This is a genomic window from Okeania sp. SIO3I5 (assembly GCF_010672085.1).
Lineage (GTDB): Bacteria > Cyanobacteriota > Cyanobacteriia > Cyanobacteriales > Microcoleaceae > Trichodesmium.
In genome coordinates this window covers 1-18,832 of sequence record NZ_JAAHHT010000189.1, presented here as the reverse complement: position 1 = coordinate 18,832, position 18,832 = coordinate 1, and the positions used below count along the sequence as shown (strand labels likewise).

The window sequence follows — 18,832 nt, the reverse complement described above, 5'->3', positions numbered from 1 at the left end:
TTGGTTTTAGGGAACAGGGAACACTTAACTGGGAACAGGGAATAGGGAATAGGGAATAGGAAACAGGGAATAGGAAATAGGAACAAATAAAGATAGGTGTACCTCACGATTGCTGAGAAACGCTATATCATGTCCAGTATCTTTGTGTATAAAATTAAGCTGATAATGGGGAAAACCTTCTGCTCTGTGTCCCCCTACTCCCCTACTGCTTTACTCTCTCTCTATTTCTAAATATCCCTAATGGGTTCTATAAGTAGTATAAATAGCTGTAGATAATTGAAAAATTTTTTTTTAAAATGCTTAAACAAGTTCCTGTATTCTTTCTCACACAAAACAAGTCCATAATCATCATTAGATTCAGAGTATGTTGAAACAAGAATCATTTAAACCAGAAAATTTTTATATCCTTGCAGTTGATGATATTTCTACTAATCTAAAATTGTTAAGAGTAATCTTAGAACCCATAGGTTATAGTCTTACTTTTGCCAAGGGAGGCCATCAAGCTCTAGAAAGAATTAAGGTTTCAAAACCAGATTTAATTTTATTAGATTTAATGATGCCTGAAATGAATGGATTAGAAGTGTGTAAGCAATTAAAGAGTGACCCAGAATATACTAATATTCCAATTATTTTTCTCACTGCTAGTAATGAACAGGAACACATAGTCAATGCTTTTGAATTAGGAGCAGTTGATTATATTAATAAACCATTTAAAAAAGCTGAACTTTTGGCGAGAATTCGGAATCATTTACTCCTAAAACATACAATTGACGAATTAAAATCTACACAAATAGAGTTGCAAAATGTTTTAGTAGAAGTGCAAAAACTCGCCAATACTGACCCACTTACAGGAGTCTTAAATCGTCGTAGTTTGTTTGATTTTGCTCATCAAGAATTTAATCGTGTTAGTAGATATGGTCCGCCTTTTTCTATTTTATTAATGGATTTAGATAACTTCAAGAAAATTAACGATAACTACGGTCATCAAGTGGGAGATATAGCTCTATGTACAGTAGTTAAAAGTATTAAAAATGCTATTCGCAATGTTGATTTTTTAGGTCGATATGGTGGAGAAGAATTTATGGCTATTTTACCTGAAACTTTTGGAGAGGAAGCATTTATATTGGCAGAGCGAATTAGAAAAATGGTAGCTAGCAATATTATTAAAACTGACGTGGGAAATCTTCTATTAACTATTAGTATTGGAGTTAGTACATATTATACTAAAGATCGGAGTTTAGATGATATGATATCACGAGCAGATAAAGGAGTTTATCAAGCAAAGCAACAAGGAAGGAACAAGTGCTGTTTAATATAGTTATAGGGAATAGGGAACAGGGAATAGGAATAGGGTTACTCTAATCCCCATTAAATGCGTCAACTTCTGACTTCTGACTTCTGACTTCGTTAAGAATTGCCCCTAATCCTAATATTTACAAAATTATTTACTCAAACTGCTAGCATCAGAAAATGCTTTAATTAATGGTTCCCAAATTGGTCTTTGATTGGTTTGAGATTCGGTAGAAATAATACCAAATTTTATTTCTTTTATCTGAGCTAATGTCTGGGGTGATAAAGTTAGATTAGCTAATGAAATCCCCTGCTAATGATAGGGCAAATAGAGATGAATTTTTGATAAATTTGCGTCTTTCCATAGTCTTCCTTTTTGTGTGAATTGGAGTAGTTGTTTGTCTTCGGAAGTCAGAAGTCAGAAGTAATCTCTGACTAGGTTTGAGCATTTATAAATTTTCTAACCTATTTGTCTAATCCTGTAAAGATTAGGGGCAGGTTTTATCTAAATATTTTTGGTCAAAAACCTTTGACTTTAATTAGACCTATACCCCTAGTGCCACTACGCGGAAGTCAAAATTCAAAATTCATGCATTATTGATTAGTAAGGCTTAAGGGAAGCTAGTAAGCTGCAAATTGTTATTTCTGCCATCCTGCACTAGGACTTTTGAGACTTTTGATTGGAAAGTTAGCGATCGCTACTAATCGCTACTAAATAAATAATACAGCGCTTTTCAGTTGAGTAGACCACTAAATTCATGATCTTGGAGTCAGGAGTCAGGAGTCAGGAGTCAGGAGTTAGGAGTTAGGAGTCAGGAGTCAAGAGTTAGGAGTGAAGAGTAAGTATCATTGTGGTTTATTCATCATTAAACCGCTGTAAGCATGATCGGACATAATAGTAAATATTTTATATCCCAATATTTATATCATGTCCGGTTGAATATTTATAATTAGAAGCTCTCGTCGTATTGATCTAGCAATAACTACAAATATTGCTAGATCAATACTACAAACAAAAACTTTTTGTTTCGCTGCGCGACATGAAACACCTTAGTGGAAGGGAGTTCTATCACTAATTAGGGTTTGCTGAAAAAGTATGCATAGTAGGGGTAGGAGACAGGAGACAGGAGACAGGAGACAGGAGAAATAAGGATTTAGAGGAGGTAGGAGTAAGAATTGTCCCAAGATTGTTCTGCCCAACTCTCACCTAAAATACTAATTTTTTGAGCGTTTTAGACTGAAACAGGCACACTTTTTGGTTAAAAAAAAAGGCTAAAGTCTTTAGATATCAATGCTTTTAGGTTTAATCAGCAAGCCCTAATTATCCAAACATGATATTATTAGCCGTTACTTTATTTGTAGTTTGATATTGATTATTTGTAGTTTGATATTGACCAAAAAAGATCCTTTATTATAACACTAGAATCCAATTTTGTAGCTAATCAATTATTGACTTTACAAAACCTTCATAAAATTGATAGAAAAAATGAAGTTTTTGTAAATAAGCTCAGTCTTTAACTTTTTTTTAACCAAAACATAGGATTGATTTGTTTAGATTGATTAAGTAATTTAACCAGCTTTTAGCAGCTCTGGGTTTAAATCCCCGGTTTCTTTCTATAAACCGGAAGCTGCGCGGAGAGGTAACAGTCCCCTTCTAAACCTTTAGTCCTGAGTGCTAACTTGCTGAGTGCTGATTGCTTTTGTAAGTAGTTACCCTGGAGTGAGGCATCTTCTGAGCAATTCTGTCTCAGTTTTGTGTGTGACATTATTCATACATTAAAAAGAATCGCAGGTAATTTTTACACTTTTGTTAAAAATACATCCAATTAATTAGGAAATAGAAATGGCTACAACAACATTATCAGCAGGTGATATAGCTATTATTGGCTTTAACTATGATAACCCCGACGAATTTGCCTTCACCCCATTAGTAGATATTGGTGCAGGTACAGAAATTAATTTTACCGATAACGGTTGGCAAGCTGCAGGTACCTTCAGAGCGACTGAAGGCACTTTTACTTGGACAGCACCCACAGACATTACTGCCGGAACAATAATTAATCCTACTGTCAGTAGCATTTTATTCTCAGCTAGTGGCGACCAAATTATTGCTTATCAAGGAACTGACACCAACCCCACCTTTATTTATGCTCTCAACAGTGAAGGCAACCCCGGAATATGGCAGTCTGACTCTACCAGTTCCAATACATCCGCCCTACCCACAGGTTTAGTCAATGGCGAAACAGCAGTAGCTTTAAACGAAATTGACAATGCCATTTATACAGGTATTACTTCTGGGACTCAAGCAGAATTACTGGCAGCGATCGGCGATAATTCTAATTGGTCTGGCAGCAATAGCACCAGACAGACAATGCCAACAAACCCTTTCACTGTAAGTGGTAGCGGTGGAACCACCCCTTTAATCAGTGAATTCCAACCCAATCCCACAAGCACCGATCCTGCTCAGACAACCTTTGAACTCAGTGGCACACCAGGAGATGCTTTTGATGGCGTAATTGTCAGTATTGAAAGTGACTCTGGTAGTAGTGCAGGAAGAGTAGATCGTGTCGCATCAGTTTCAGGAACTTTCGATGCTAATGGTTTGTTAACTCTTGATATTCCTGATTTAGAAAACCCTTCATTTACGGTAGCGCTTTTATCTGAGTTTACAGGAAGTACCTCTACAGACATTGACACTGACAATGATGGAGTAGCAGATGACCTCTCAACCTTTGGTACAGTATTTGATGCAATTGGGGTACCTGATAATACAGGCGATCAAACATTCTTATATGGAACAGACCTCGGTGGAACAGACTTTGCCTATACAGGTGATGAACCCAGACTGATATTCCGGGATGCTAGTGTAGGAGACCTTTATGCCATTAACGATCCAGACAACGGTCAAGTTTTTGATGTTAATGGAACTGACGTAACTCCAGCGATTTTTGATACTGACCCCACCATTGGTACTGGTACCTTTGGAACTATCAATCCTAGCACTGGAACTACTGATAATGGTGGAGATCCCGATCCGACTCCTACTACTACTTTTATCCACGAAATTCAAGGTAGCAGTGACTCAAGTTCACTAGAGGGTCAAACAGTAACTATTGAAGCAGTTGTTGTGGGAGACTATCAGGATGGTGCTAGCGGAACTAACGGAGATTTGAACGGTTTCTTTCTTCAAGAAGAAGACGCTGATGCAGATGCCGATCCTTTAACTTCTGAAGGATTATTCATTTTTGATGGCAGCTCTCCTGCGGTAGATGTGAATATTGGAGACGTTGTTGAGGTTACAGGAACAGTAGATGAATTCTTTGGTTTGACTCAACTAACTAATGTCTCTGTTTCCATTCAAGGAACAGATACCTTACCAACTCCTGCTACTGTAAATTTCCCAGTGACTACAGTTGACGATCTAGAAGCTTTTGAGGGAATGGGAATCACAATTCCCGATACCCTATTTGTTACTGGATCTTTCAACTTAGACCGCTTCGGTGAAGTCATCCTATCTTCTGACGGCACCAGTAATGAACCAGGAACCGATGGTCGTCTCGAACAATTTACTGACTTCAATGCTCCAGACGTTGCAGGTTTTGCTGCTTATCAAGAAGCGATCGCTACCCGACGCATTCTGCTTGATGATGGTCAAACAGTTCAAAACCCCGATACAATTATTCATGGTCGTGGTGGCAACCCTCTCAGTTCTACCAATACTCTGCGGGGTGGCGATACTGTTGATAATTTATCCGGTGTTCTCAGCTTTGGTTTTGGCGAGTACCGCATTCAACCTGTTAACCCTGTAGATTTCCAAGCAACCAATCCTCGTCCAGTAACACCCGATCCTGTAGGCGGAGATTTGACGGTTGCTGGCTTAAATGTTCTCAATTTCTTCACTACTCTAGACGAAACTGGTAATCCTGGTAGCGGTCCTAATGGTCTTTCCCCTCGTGGTGCCGATAACCAAGCTGAGTTTGACCGTCAGGTTGAAAAGTTAGTGACAACTCTAGCAGAGATGGATGCAGATGTTGTTGGTTTGGTTGAGTTAGAGAACGAATTTGGTTCAGACCAAAATGGTGATGGTCAGTTTGCCATTGATACATTGGTTGATGAACTTAACAACCGAGTTGGTGCAGGTACTTATGCTTATGTCGATCCAGGCGTTCCTTTTGTGGAGACAGGGGATGCCATTTCTGTCGGCGCAATTTACAAAACTGACAGCGTTCAAGTTGCTCCCGGAACAACAGTAGAAATTCTCACAGATTCCGATTTGCCTGGTCTTGGTTTAAGTGGCACAGTATTTGATGGGGCGAGTACAAACCGCGCTCCGATGGCTGTCACTTTTGAAGAATTAGCTACAGGAGAGCGTTTTACCATATCTGTTAACCACTTCAAGTCTAAAGGTGGTACTGGTTCTGGAGATGATGCAGATATTGGTGACGGCCAAGGTAACTTCAATGGTACTCGTTTACGAGGTTCTCAAGCTCTAAATGCTTGGTTAAATACTGACCCTACTGGTAGTGGAGATAGTGACTTTTTGATTGTAGGTGACCTTAATGCTTACGCTCAGGAAGATCCAATTACATTTTTGGAGGCACAAGGTTACACTGATCTTGCACAACAATTTGTCGGTAATGACGCTTACTCTTTCACATTTGATGGGCAGTTAGGAACCCTTGATTATGCTTTAGCTAATTCTAGTTTGATAAATCAAGTAACAGGAGCAACAGAGTGGCACGTTAATGCTGACGAACCTGATGCTCTAGATTACAACCTTGATTTCGGACGCGATCCAAATTTGTTCAACGGTCAAGATCCATTCCGCAATTCCGACCACGATCCTATAATAGTTGGTTTGAATTTGCAAAGCTCCACTTCTCAAGCAACTTTTGGAGCAACTCCTGGAGCAGTAATTGACGGCACTTCTGGTGGGGAGACTTTGATTGGAACCGATGGTGACGACACTATTACTGGTTTCAGACGTGGAGATATTCTCACCGGTGGCGGTGGCAGTGATACATTTGTCTACACTAGCTTGCGAGATGGACGAGACACTATTACTGACTTTGAAGTTACTAGCGATAAAATTGACCTATCTCAGGTATTGAGTGTTGTTGGTTTTGAAGGTATCGATCCTATTGCTGACGGTTATGTTGACTTTGCCTCTACTTCCAATGGGACATATTTGAGAATAGATCCTGATGGTAGTGCTGGTATTGGTCGCCCTCGCACCTTGTTGTTAGTGTCAGATGTTGACCCTACGGAATTGAATAATTCAGACAATTTCATTTTTTAGTTAATTCAGGACTTACGCACAGACGCCATATATAGTAGGGGCGAATGGTATTCGCCCTCTAGGGATAGCGTATTATCTAATAATTTGCGTAAGTCCTGTAATTGAGATTTGAGCGATCGCTAACCTTGGGCGATCGCTCTTGATCTGAATCTTCAGACTATAGAAAAGAAACTCAAAGTTTAAGAGGACTAAAGCCATGCGAAACCCGGTTTCTACGAGAAATTGTTGTTTTTGACAATAAACATCTACGAGAAACCGGGTTTCTGGGTTCACATGGCTTTAGTCCTGTTTAAGTTATTTCAGTCAATTACTGGGTCTTAAATGTTTTTTTAGACATCAGTATTATCACTCTTGGCATTGCTAGTAAAGTTTTGTATAGTAGTGAAAAAGCAAGTAATTTTTCTGGCATAGTCCAGTTCAGAAGCTACAGGGTGTCTAACAACTTTGAAGAACAGAAACCGGGTTTATATTAGGTCTGACCATACTGGCGTGTCAAGCTTGAAAATGTGGGTTAAAAAACTTAACCCCCCAACCCCACAACTATCCCCCCTTGCCCCCCTTTGAAAGTCTATCCATTACTCACAACTCTTGAAACCCTTGTGGGAGGGTGGGGAAGAGGGGGAGGAGGGGGAGGAGGGGGAGGAACAATTCTGTGTAAAATTATCAAAAAAATGTATTTTTCAACACACTTTTCTCCCAAAAAAGCCTTTGATTCGCTTGCACATAACTTATCTATAATGCCCAAGTTTTATGTTAAGAAAGATGTGAGTAAGGCATAGCTTTGAAAGCGGGGAGAGGTCTTCGCTCGTTACTCGCTCCTAATATCAAATCCGGTAGTATCGGTATAATTCAAGACTGTAGGGGTTTGGTCTCCAAACCCTCCACCAACTAGGAGTTTTTACTCTTTTCTGATGGTAGAATTATATCACTTCCGTTGCCCAGCGGATTTGAGATAACCCACAATTTTAGTCTTGACACGGCAATACTAATATCTGTTTTGCGTAAACCCGGTTTCTTACAACTCCTTCAAGTTATCAAAAAAACAACAAACATTTGCTCCCTTTTACCAAAAACAACCATGACTAACATTTTTCAAAAGTTATCTTTCGTTGCTACAAGTGCAATTCTTGGCCTCACTGTAATTAATGCTAACCCTGTTAATGCTGCTTCAATTACTTATGATTTTGAAGTTAATAATTTAGACGGTTTTTTAGCTGGTGAAACATACTCTGGATTTTTGGAATTTGATGATTCTAATTTATTAGTTTCCCAATTCAGTTTCGATTTCGAGGGCGTTAACTACACTGAAGCTGATTTAATTGATCCAGAGGTACTTTTTGACGATCAATTCCTGGGATTAATTTCTGATGTTATAGATACAGATGTTGAGTTTTCTTTTTTAGAAGCTGTACCTGAAATTGATGAACCAGCAACTTTTATATACTTTATTGATGGACAAGAAGCAGGAGGAGATATCACATACACTTTGCGTCAAGAATCTCCAGTATCTACACCTGAACCAACTGCTGTTTTCAGTTTATTAGCTTTGGGTGCTGTAGGTAGCAGTGGTATTTTGAAGAAGAGAAAGTAAACATCATTATCAAAAAATGGAGCATTATTTTTGAATAAATATTTGAGATAAAATAGCGCACGATAATACGGGATGTTCCATGGAGCGTCCCGTATTATCCTACTCATAGGACAATAAAAATGGAAGACGATAATCGATTTTTTTCTGGCTGTGGCACATTTTTGGGAGTGTCATTTGCTCTTTTTATGCTCTACGCTGGTTTAAATTATTCGGGATTTTGCTTCGCGCAGATGCGCTATTTAAGTGATGAGGATAAATTTAGAAAAGTATTTGAGAGAGGTAATCAGCAAGATACTGTTTTCGTCAATAAGGGACAAAATTATGAAAATGGGGGACAACGTTACGAACGAATAAAATACGAAAGCTTTGAGCAGTTTATGGAGAGTAACCCCGACTGCTGCACTGTCCGTCCTTCTGGCATTGCTAGTCTTTGGTTACGCATCACAGGTATTCATAGTGGAGAAGTGACAGTTATGAATTATCCTGTTTACTATCTAGATGAAAATGGGGAAAGAAAATCGCGGGAATCAAAAAGAGGAATTATTCTGCAAAATTGTGGACAACTCTGGTATATTATGGAGCCATCTTCTTGAAGGAAACGTAATCTCAACTTGCGAATGGAGGCATCTTCTTGAAGCTTAATCTTAACTGAGAAACCTCATACAATGACAAATATTTGAACTAAGTTCAAATTGTAAATTTCTAGCCAATATACAATAGGAGCAATAAAATTATGGTGACAGGACCGATAGCACCGCTAGAACCGTTAGCAGTAAATGAAATAACAAATTGGTACTTGTACGGACAGGAAACAACTCCAACCAATCTGGCAGATGAAAGCTTGATTCGACCCGAACCACCCGATCCACTGCCATCTGATATTGATATTATTAAAATTCCAATTGATGCGACACAGTTTATGGATACTGTTGGAAGGTTTGCTATTGGGTCTCAGTTTGAGTTGGTACAAAGGTTTTTTTATGAAGATGGGGATACTCTGTTTGAGTTAGGACCTGAGGGTACTGTAATACCAGTAATACTAGAGTGGGAGGAATTTTATAAACCTGGAACTTATAAGAAAGCACAACTGGCAAGAGATGAGTTTAATATGGATTCTTTCGGCTGGACGATGCAACACCTTAACTGGCGAGATGAAACTGATGACTATGCAGAACGAACTTACCTTTACAACACGCAAGAATATAAGATTTCTGACGATGCACTATTTATTGTTGAAACTGACGGTACAAAGAGGATAGAAAATTTCGCCATTGAGCCCCGGGAAGTTGCAGAAGAGGACCCAGATAACCTTGATACAGATCGGGATAACTTCGATTTTGATGGGGGTAGCCCTTTAACTAATATTGGTAATGCAATTCTTAAACCAAACGTAGATCCCTCTGGAATTGGTCGAACAGTATATTTTGATTATGTTAATGAGGACTCAATTCCCGAAGTTACGTATGATCGCGAAGCCTATGACGCAGATGTTCTGACAAAACAATCATTTACTGAGGGTGCGAATTTGCTCAAGTTAAATGAGGACATAACTAAACTGACAGACGATTTATTTAATGATGGCGTGACTAGATTCCTAGATGACCAAAACCGACCAATTTTCTATGGTACGCAAGAAGCAGATTTCCTGGAAGCACCTCTTAATGCCCCAAAGCTTACGACGTCTTATGATGAAAACGGTATTCTTGTGATCGGTAGTATTGGAAATGATACATTAGAAAGTATTAAAGACAATTCTGAACTTCGAGGAGGGGATGGGAACGACAGACTCATTGGTAGGAGTGGTAATGGTGAGAATACTTTCATCGGTGGCAAGGGTAATGATGTCATAGGTGGTGGAATACCATTTTCACTAATACCAACAGATTTTTTCGGAGAAAACGAGATTTCCGTCTATGAAGGTCCAAGAGAAAAATACAATATTGAATTTCTGAGCGATGATGTAGTCAAGATAACTGACACAGTGGAAGACCGCGATGGTACAGATGAATTAATAAGGGTGGGATTTGCCAAATTTTTAGACCAAACGGTTCGCATTGGGCCAGGGCTAGATATCTCTTTCGTCATCGACAGAACTGGTAGCATGAGCGACGATATGCAGGCAGTTAAAGCTGCAGCTAGCCAAATCATTGATGAGATTTTTGATGAAGATCGCGGCTTACTTAACTCTCGGATATCCGTCGTTGGATATAATGACTCTGGCCCAACAACCTATCTCTCCTTCACCGAGCAACCAAAAATCGAAGACCGAAAAACTGCAGCCATCAATGCCATCAATAGCATTTCAATTAGTGGCGGTTATGAACCAGTGAATGGCGCTTTAATACACTCACTTAATGGCAGTGCAGGAGAATGGCGCGAGGAAGCGATCGCCCGACGCATCTTTCTATTTGGTGACGAACCTGCGGACGATCCCGAACTTCTATCTGAAGTGCTGGAGCTAGCATCCGATGTCGGGGTTTCCCGTTCTGCTAGCAGCCTTTCTGCGTCCTCAATAGCAAGTGATATTGAGACCAGCAGCGTTAATGAGAACTTGGCCGTCACCCGCTTTGCTTTACAAACCACAGAACCAGACGGCACTTCGACAACAGTTCCTGTGGAAATATTCACAATTATGATTGGCAGCAACTCTGCTGCTTCTAGAGATTTTCAAAACCTCGCTACTGAAACCGGAGGAGAATTTTTTAATCCTGCCAATGCGTCTGAAGTAGTAGATGCCATCCTCGCAGCGATAGGAACTCCTATTACTGAAGAGGAAATTCACACAATAGAAGGAACAAGTAGTCGGGATAATTTGATTGGTACCGATGGCGATGATACAATTACTGGTTTCAGACGTGGAGATACTCTCACTGGTGGCGATGGTGACGATATCTTTGTCTACACTAGCTTGCGAGATGGACGAGACACTATCACTGATTTTGAAGTTGGTAGGGATAAAATTGACTTAGTTGAAGTATTGGATGTTGTTGGTTTTGCAGGTGTTGACCCTATTGCTGATGGTTATGTTGGCTTTGCCTCTACTTCCAATAGCACATATTTGACTATCGATCCTGATGGGAGTGCTGGTACTGGAAGTCCTCGCTCTCTAGTGGAAGTTCAAGAAGTTACTGCCGCAGAACTCAATAATTCAGATAATTTCATCTTTAGCTAAAATAAAACAGCGATGTTTCTTCAAGATATCGCCCTGACTCTAAATATTATGTTTGGATAAAGGCGTTATAAAAATGTAGGGATGTTCTATAGAGCATCCCTATAATATGGGGCACAAGTAAAGTAGATTTAGTAAAAGATTTCAGAGACAAAAAATTATTACCTCACAAATTTTAAATTCAATACTAGAATTATAATAGAACTTTTTTGTCAACAAATTATTTTTCCACAAAGAGAGTTTTGTTTTATTTTGTATTGCTATAGTAGCATTAATTGTTATTTGCTTGTTTAGAATTCCAAAATAGGAGTTGATCGCAACTCAATTAAATTAATAAATCTTGATTATAATTCATTTCTTTTGATAATGGTTATTGAGATTTTTTAGGGAAAAAATCTAGTATTTTCCTTCTGAATTCTCAATTCCAAATTCCAAATTCTGAATTCTAAATTCTAAATTCTAAATTCTAAATTCTGTTATTCCAAGTCAAAAGTTTGCCAGTTAATGGGATACTTCCACACACCAAAGAAAACTCAATTTTCTCGCTGTTTCCATCACAGAAAAACAGAATTATTCCTCCCCATTTCTGACGTCTGACTTTTGACTTGTAACTCTCCTTAATAATTTATTGCATTAGCACGAGCAGCAGCAGCTTCATCAGGGTGAATATTCAAGCGAGTTAAATTTACTCGACCCTTAGCATCTATTTCTCGTACCTTAACAATAACCTCATCTCCAATTGCTAGTTCATCTTCTACCTTACCCACGCGATAATCTGCAATTTGGGATATATGAACCATTCCTTCTTTGCCTGCAAATACTTCCACAAAAGCACCAATAGGAATAATTCGAGTCACGCGACCAACATAAACATCTCCAGGATTGAGTTTCTTGGTCATCCCTTGGATAATATTGCACGCTTGTTTAGCTTTTTCACCATCCGCTGCTGCAATAGTTACGGTGCCATCATCATCAATATCAATTTTGACGCCGGTTTCCTCAGTAATACCTTTAATAGTCTTACCACCAGGTCCGATGACTAAACCGATCATTTCTGGGTCTATCTTGAAACTTAAGAGTCGCGGTGCATAAGGTGACATATCCGGACGAGGTTCATCAATCACACTCAGCATCTTCTCCAGAATATGCATCCGTGCTGGTTTAGCTTGATGAATAGCTTCAGCAATTACCTCTATAGGTAAACCTGTAATTTTCATATCCATTTGTAAAGCTGTAATCCCACTATCGGTACCAGCAACTTTGAAATCCATATCACCCAAAAAGTCTTCTATACCCTGAATATCTGTCAGAATCCGAACCTCCTCATCTTCTTTGATTAAACCCATAGCTGCTCCACTCACAGGTTTAGTAATAGGAACTCCAGCATCCATTAAACCTAGAGTAGAAGCACAAACGGAACCCATAGAAGTTGAACCATTTGAAGAAAGCACTTCTGAAACTACCCGAACCACATAAGGAAAAGCATCGCTTGTTGGTATGACTGGGTTCAATGCACGTTCTGCTAAAGCACCGTGACCAATTTCCCGACGACCAGGCGATCGTAATGGTTTAGTTTCTCCTACGGAAAAAGGAGGGAAATTGTAATGATGCAAATAACGTTTTTCATCTTGAGGATGTAAATCGTCTGCCAATTCTTGAGCATCACCAGGCGTTCCCAAAGTAACAGCAGACATTACCTGAGTCAAACCTCGATTAAATAGAGAACTACCATGAACCCTTGCTGGTAAAACTCCTACCCGACAAGACACAGGACGTACCTCATCCAATTTCCGACCATCAACTCGGATACCTTCGTCAATAATTTGTTTACGCATCAGCTTTTTAGTGACGCCCTTAAAAGTATTCCCTAACGCCATCTCGTCAGATTCAATCATTACCCTGACTGCTTCCTCTTCAGGAAGTTCAGCGATCGCTTCTGCTAGAGAATCTTTAATTACATCCAGTTTTTCATCCCGCTGACTTTTATCCAGATCGTATTCAGACAGAATCTGTTTAATAGATTCTGTAGAATTTTCCTGGATATAATTTTCTAAAGTGGAGTCCACTTCAGGAGGTTCCAACTCTGTCATTTCAATACCCATTTCAGCAATAATTTCTCGTTGAGCTTCAATGAGGTCACAAACTGCTTCATAACCAAAATCAATTGCTTCAATAATGTCTTGTTCTGGCAATTGATTTGCCCCTGCTTCTACCATTATTACTCCTTGGGGAGACCCAGCGACAACCAAATCTAAGTCGCCATTTTTAACTTCACGGTAAGTAGGATTAATGATAAAGTCATCTCCCACTAAACCTACTCGCACTGCAGCCATTGGGCCGTAAAATGGTAATTTGGCCAATAATACTGCCACTGAACTACCTGTTACAGCTAGCACGTCTGGTGGTACTTCCTCATCCATGGACAATGTTGTGGCCACAATTTGAATATCGTCCCGCAACCAACCAGGAAATAAGGGGCGTAGTGGCCTGTCAATTAAACGGCCAGTAAGTGTTACTTTTTCTGGAGGGCGACCTTCCCGGCGCAAAAAACCACCGGGAATTTTTCCTCCAGCGTAGAGTCTTTCTTCGTAGTCCACTAAAAGAGGTAGAAAGTCTATTCCTTCTCTACCCTTAGCTGTAGTAGCTGTGACTAAGACTGCTGTATCTCCTGACTCTATCATCACAGCGCCACCCGCTTGAGGCGCGAATAAACCAACCTTCAGTCGAATATCCCGTCCGTCAAAGGATATGGATTTGTCTATCTCTTCCATCCAGTTTTTTTTCCTTCTATATTCTCTTTAGGAAATCGTAGCATTCTTGATGGGGCAATTTTTAAGTCAGAAGTCAGAAGTCAGAAGTCAGAAGTTAATTTAGTGGGGTGCGTTGCTCACACAGATTACGGCACGGATGCACGGATTCGGAGTAGTCCAGTAGGATGTGTTAATGAAATGTAACGCACCGGAGTTTTTTGAAGTCAGAAGTCAGAAGTCTTTTGAAATCTAGTAGTTGGCTGACACTCCTTAAATGTTGTATTAGAAAAATTGTTGAATTTTGCCATGACAATAGTTATACAAAAAAGCCGATGATAAGTAGTTGATTTTTTCTTTCTCATGGGTGAAATATAGAGAAATAGTTGATTCATTGAAAATAGCAAACCCCCAGAGATTTATCACCGGGGGTTGCTTTTGTTGTAGCAGTCTGTCATATCAGAGCAAAAATTTCACTCACAGCGTTTTTATAGCATTATAATCAGTAATACTATAAAAGCAATTAATCCTAGAACTGCTCCTGACAAATCCTGTTTTCCTTCTTTATCTAAGATTTTATCTTCTAGACCTTTATAATCCATAACGTTCTCCTGATTTAATTAGGGTTTGCTGAAAAAGGTTGATTTAGGGAGATTGACAAAAGTTATTTTATGTAGTATTAGCATTTTTATAGTATGACAATTAGCATAACTACAATAGTAATAAGTGCTGCCAATACTCCTGACCAATGGAGTTTTCCTCCATCTCCTGTATCTTCTAGATTTGGTGGTAACATAATTTCCTCCTGATTTAATCACCTTAATAATTTCTTCAAGAAGAGTTTTTGTCTTTCCCAAATTCCAAAAGCACGGTTACCACCACTTAAACGTGTAGGGCTACTGGGGGGTTAAAGTTTGCAAATTTTGAGACACCCCGCCAGAGGGGATGAGTAGTGAAATTTTCCGACTATTGCGTATAGAGCAATAATAAATTCATTTTTGGAAGCACCACCTGAGAGGGGATGAGTAGTGAAATTTTCCGACTATTGCGTATAGAGCAATAATAAATTCATTTTTGGAAGCACCACCTGAGAGGAGATGAGTAGTGAAATTTTCCGACTATTGCGTATAGAGCAATAATAGATTCATTTCCTGAAGCACCACCTCAGAGGGATGAGTAGTGAAATTTTCCAACTCTCCTAATATCTCTAGGGCGTGTCATCAATTAAATATGAAAGTTCTATGTGGCAAGAGTTTTGAGCTTTTGGCCTTGAAAAACTCCTGACCCGAAAAACCTTGACTGACAAAGCTTGTAACTTCTAATTGATGACAGACCCTAGAATTTTACTGAAGATAAACCGCTATAATAATCCTACTTACCTTTCATCGCAAATGATGAAGTTTGCATCCAGTTATTTGAACTCGGATGCCGTTTTTCATTGTTAAATTTCATTATTGAAAGATTTACAGTAGAAAAAATTAGTAGTCAAAATATAACCTTTTTGATAGATATTTAAGATGGCAATTTTACATAGTTTTTGGCTGACAGAAAATCAACAAGCTAGTTCTTTATTTATTTGGGGAGAAACTTGGCGCAGAATTACAGAGGAGGATGCTGGTGAAACAGGAAAAATTACTAATAATCCTTATGCAATAACTTTAGATGAACTGTTAAAGTTATCTGAGGCAAATATCAATTTCTCTTTAAAAAAGCACAAAAAATCCATAACTAAAACTTTAGCTATCCCCACAAAATTATCAGAATCTAGCAAAAAAATATACCCGATTCACTCTGCCACAAATTTTTCAGAAATATCAGAAAATTTATATCTTTATCCATGGCAAATAGAAGGAATTTGTCTAGAACCTTTAGAAGCAATTAAATTTTTACAATCTATTCCTTTGGGAAAAATTACTGAATCTTTCATCGGAGCAGATTTAAAGTTTTGGTCTCACGTTGCGCGATGGAGTCTCGACTTATTAGCAAGATGTAAATTTTTACCCTCTATTGAACAAACATCAAATCAAGAATTTATTGCAACTTGGCAACCTTTACTTGATAGTTCTATAGACCAAACTAGGCTGCAAAATTTTACCTTACAAATGCCTCTTGTTTGTCGCACATATCACCTTGATTGGGAGTCACCTATTTCCTTAGAAAATCTACAAATAACTACCGAAAATAATTCCTCAAAATTACCAAAACTCCAATCGAGTCAAGAAATTATCCAAGATTTTTTGAAAAATATAATAGATACACAAATTAGACAACTATCAGCCGGGACTCCAACAGAAACCACCTCATTAAATCCGTCAATTAGACAATGGTTGAAATCCTTATTAGGAAAATCAAATTTAAAATTACCTGCTGCTAAAGAAACACAGCAAATTCAAATAATACTTGAGAATTGGAAATCGCCTCTACAGGAATATCAAGCTACAGAAAAGAGATTTATTACCTGTTTTCGTCTCTACTCACCATCCAATAATTCCAAACAATGGAAACTCGAATACTGTCTCCAAGCAGTCGATAACCCAGATTTTTTTGTTGATGCGAAAACTATTTGGGAAAATCCTGTGGCAAGTTTAAATTATCAAGGAAAAACAATTGAACTGCCTCAAGAAACTCTGCTCAAAGGCTTAGGTTTAGCATCAAGAATTTATCCAATTATTGAACCTAGTTTACAGGAAGCAACTCCCCAATATTGTCTACTAACTTCACAACAAGCTTATGAGTTTATTAAAAGTGGAAGTTGGCGGTTTTCTGACAGTGGATTGGGGGTAATTTTACCGCCTAGTTTGGCTAATCGAGAAGGATGGGCGTCTCGTTTAGGTTTGAGTATTCAGGCAACTGCTCCAAAAATGAAAAAAGCTGAAAGACTTGGGTTGAAAAGTCTTCTTAATTTCCAATGGGAATTATCTATTGGAGGTCAGAAATTAACTAAAGCTGAGTTTGACAAATTAGTAGCTAAAGATAGTCCTTTGGTAGAAATTAATGGGGAGTGGGTGGAATTACAACCTCAAGATGTCCGAGCAGCACAAAATTTCTTTGCTACTCGTAAAGATGAGATGGCTTTATCTTTGGAAGATGCTTTGCGGTTGGCGACTGGGGATACTCAGACTGTGGAAAAATTGCCCGTTGTTAATTTTGAAACTGGGGGAAAATTACAGGAACTTTTGGATACTTTGACAAATAATCGTTCGTTGGAGGAAATTCCTACACCTGAGAATTTTCGGGGAGAATTGCGGAATTATCAAGCACGAGGGGTTAGTTGGTTAACTTTTCTGGAACGTTGGGGTTTGGGTGCTTGTTTGGCGGACGACATGGGCCTCGGTAAATGTGTGTCGCCTGATACAGAATTATTTGTTAATAGTATGGTAATGCAGGCGGAGGAAATTTGGCAAGCTTATGCAGGTGAGGCCGAATTTGATGGGGAAGGGTTTTGGGCAAAACCGACTCGGGAATTATTGGTAAATTCTCTAGATGAGACAACAGGAAAAATTGTCCTTGCTCCGATCAAACGGTTATATCGGCAGCAGGTACGAGAAAAGTTACGCAGGGTTAGATTGAAAGATGGTAGTAGTATTACGATAACTCAGAGTCATAAATTATTTATTCGCGATAGTTGGAAAAATAATTTTCAGGTGGGAGATTATGTTTGTGTACCTGCAAAACTGGTGTGGGATGGAAAAGCAGAAGATAAAGATTTAGTCAAATTTATTGCTTGGCAAATAGCTGAAGGATGGGAAAGATTCGACTCTGGAATGTTCGGTATTTCTCAGAAGGGAAAAGAAGTTTTAGAAGATTTACTTGAGACTTTTCGCAGACTTGGAAAACGATATGACATTAAAATTAATTCTCCTAAAATTGTTCCTCATAGTAGTCAAAAAGATTGCTATGAAATTAGAGCGCATAGTGTAGAGTATCGAAAATTTTTGGAAGGAAAAGGATATAAGTGGGGGAAGCGATCGCCTGAAAAAATTATCCCACCATTTATTATGCAAGCTGACTTAGACAGCATTAGAATTTTTCTGAGCAACTATTTTGATGCAGAAGGTTCGGTAAGTAAAACTGTTAGAAATATCGAAATTTCTACAGCATCATCCCAACTTATTCAACAATTATCTGTTCTACTCAGACGCTTTGGAATTTGGATGAAAATTTCACCTAAACAAAAACGAGCTACCGATGGTACTGGAATTTTTCGTATCTATTATATTGGAACATTTAGCGGTAACTCAGCACGCCGTTTCTTACAAGAAATAGGATTTAATGACTCAGGAAAACAAGAAAAACTGAAGTCAATTTGTGAAAAAATTCCTAACTCAAACGTTGAAGGAATTCCTGCTTCCGATATAGTCGCCGAATTAGTCAAGAAAACTAAATTACCACTGCAACATTTAGGAATCCAGAATAAAGTTTATATCGACGGTTTTCCAGAATTTTCTCCTACTACCTTGGAAAAATTGATTAATAGTTTGGAGAGTATTAGTGAAGTTGTCGAAGAAGGATATGCTCCACAGAAATTTTCGCAACGAACGACTCGAACTCTCGACGGTTTTCCAGAATTTTCTCCTACTACCTTGGAAAAATTGATTAATAGTTTGGAGAGTATTAGTGAAGTTGTCGAAGAAGGATATGCTCCACAGAAATTTTCGCAACGAACGACTCGAACTTTCGACGGTTTTCCAGAATTTTCTCCTACTACCTTGGAAAAATTGATTAATAGTTTGGAG

At 38.7% G+C, this 18,832-nt stretch carries 8 protein-coding genes; 6 read left to right on the top strand and 2 right to left on the bottom strand.

Annotation, left to right across the window (positions count from 1 at the left end; genetic code table 11):
* Positions 1-364: 364 nt before the first annotated feature.
* Both F6K40_RS29735 and F6K40_RS29730 read left to right on the top strand, forming a co-directional pair.
* Positions 365-1,318: a diguanylate cyclase gene (locus F6K40_RS29735; protein ID WP_293141083.1), complete on the top strand. Its 954-nt coding sequence runs from the start codon at positions 365-367 to the stop codon at positions 1,316-1,318.
* Positions 1,319-3,133: 1,815 nt separating this feature from the next.
* Positions 3,134-6,589, top strand: a complete 3,456-nt coding sequence (locus F6K40_RS29730; RefSeq protein WP_293141081.1) for an ExeM/NucH family extracellular endonuclease — start codon at positions 3,134-3,136, stop codon at positions 6,587-6,589.
* 72 nt (positions 6,590-6,661) lie between these two features.
* Here the strand turns inward: F6K40_RS29730 and F6K40_RS29725 are convergent, their stop codons facing one another.
* On the bottom strand, positions 6,662-6,862 hold the full coding sequence (locus F6K40_RS29725; RefSeq protein ID WP_293141079.1) for a hypothetical protein: 201 nt from the start codon (positions 6,860-6,862) through the stop codon (positions 6,662-6,664).
* 805 nt (positions 6,863-7,667) lie between these two features.
* Here F6K40_RS29725 and F6K40_RS29720 point away from each other — a divergent pair.
* From F6K40_RS29720 to F6K40_RS29710, 3 genes are all read left to right on the top strand, one after another.
* Positions 7,668-8,180: a PEP-CTERM sorting domain-containing protein gene (locus F6K40_RS29720; RefSeq protein ID WP_293141077.1), complete on the top strand. Its 513-nt coding sequence runs from the start codon at positions 7,668-7,670 to the stop codon at positions 8,178-8,180.
* A gap of 119 nt (positions 8,181-8,299) precedes the next feature.
* Positions 8,300-8,773, top strand: coding sequence for a hypothetical protein (locus F6K40_RS29715; protein WP_293141075.1), 474 nt, complete (start codon positions 8,300-8,302; stop codon positions 8,771-8,773).
* 140 nt (positions 8,774-8,913) lie between these two features.
* Positions 8,914-11,352: a VWA domain-containing protein gene (locus F6K40_RS29710; RefSeq protein ID WP_293141073.1), complete on the top strand. Its 2,439-nt coding sequence runs from the start codon at positions 8,914-8,916 to the stop codon at positions 11,350-11,352.
* 614 nt (positions 11,353-11,966) lie between these two features.
* Here the strand turns inward: F6K40_RS29710 and F6K40_RS29705 are convergent.
* Positions 11,967-14,120: a polyribonucleotide nucleotidyltransferase gene (locus F6K40_RS29705; protein WP_293141071.1), complete on the bottom strand. Its 2,154-nt coding sequence runs from the start codon at positions 14,118-14,120 to the stop codon at positions 11,967-11,969.
* A 1,493-nt stretch (positions 14,121-15,613) separates the two neighbouring features.
* On the opposite strand from F6K40_RS29705, the gene F6K40_RS29700 reads away from it, so the two are divergent.
* A partial coding sequence (locus tag F6K40_RS29700) for an SNF2 helicase-associated domain-containing protein (RefSeq protein WP_293141069.1) occupies positions 15,614-18,832 on the top strand: 3,219 nt, incomplete at its 3' end.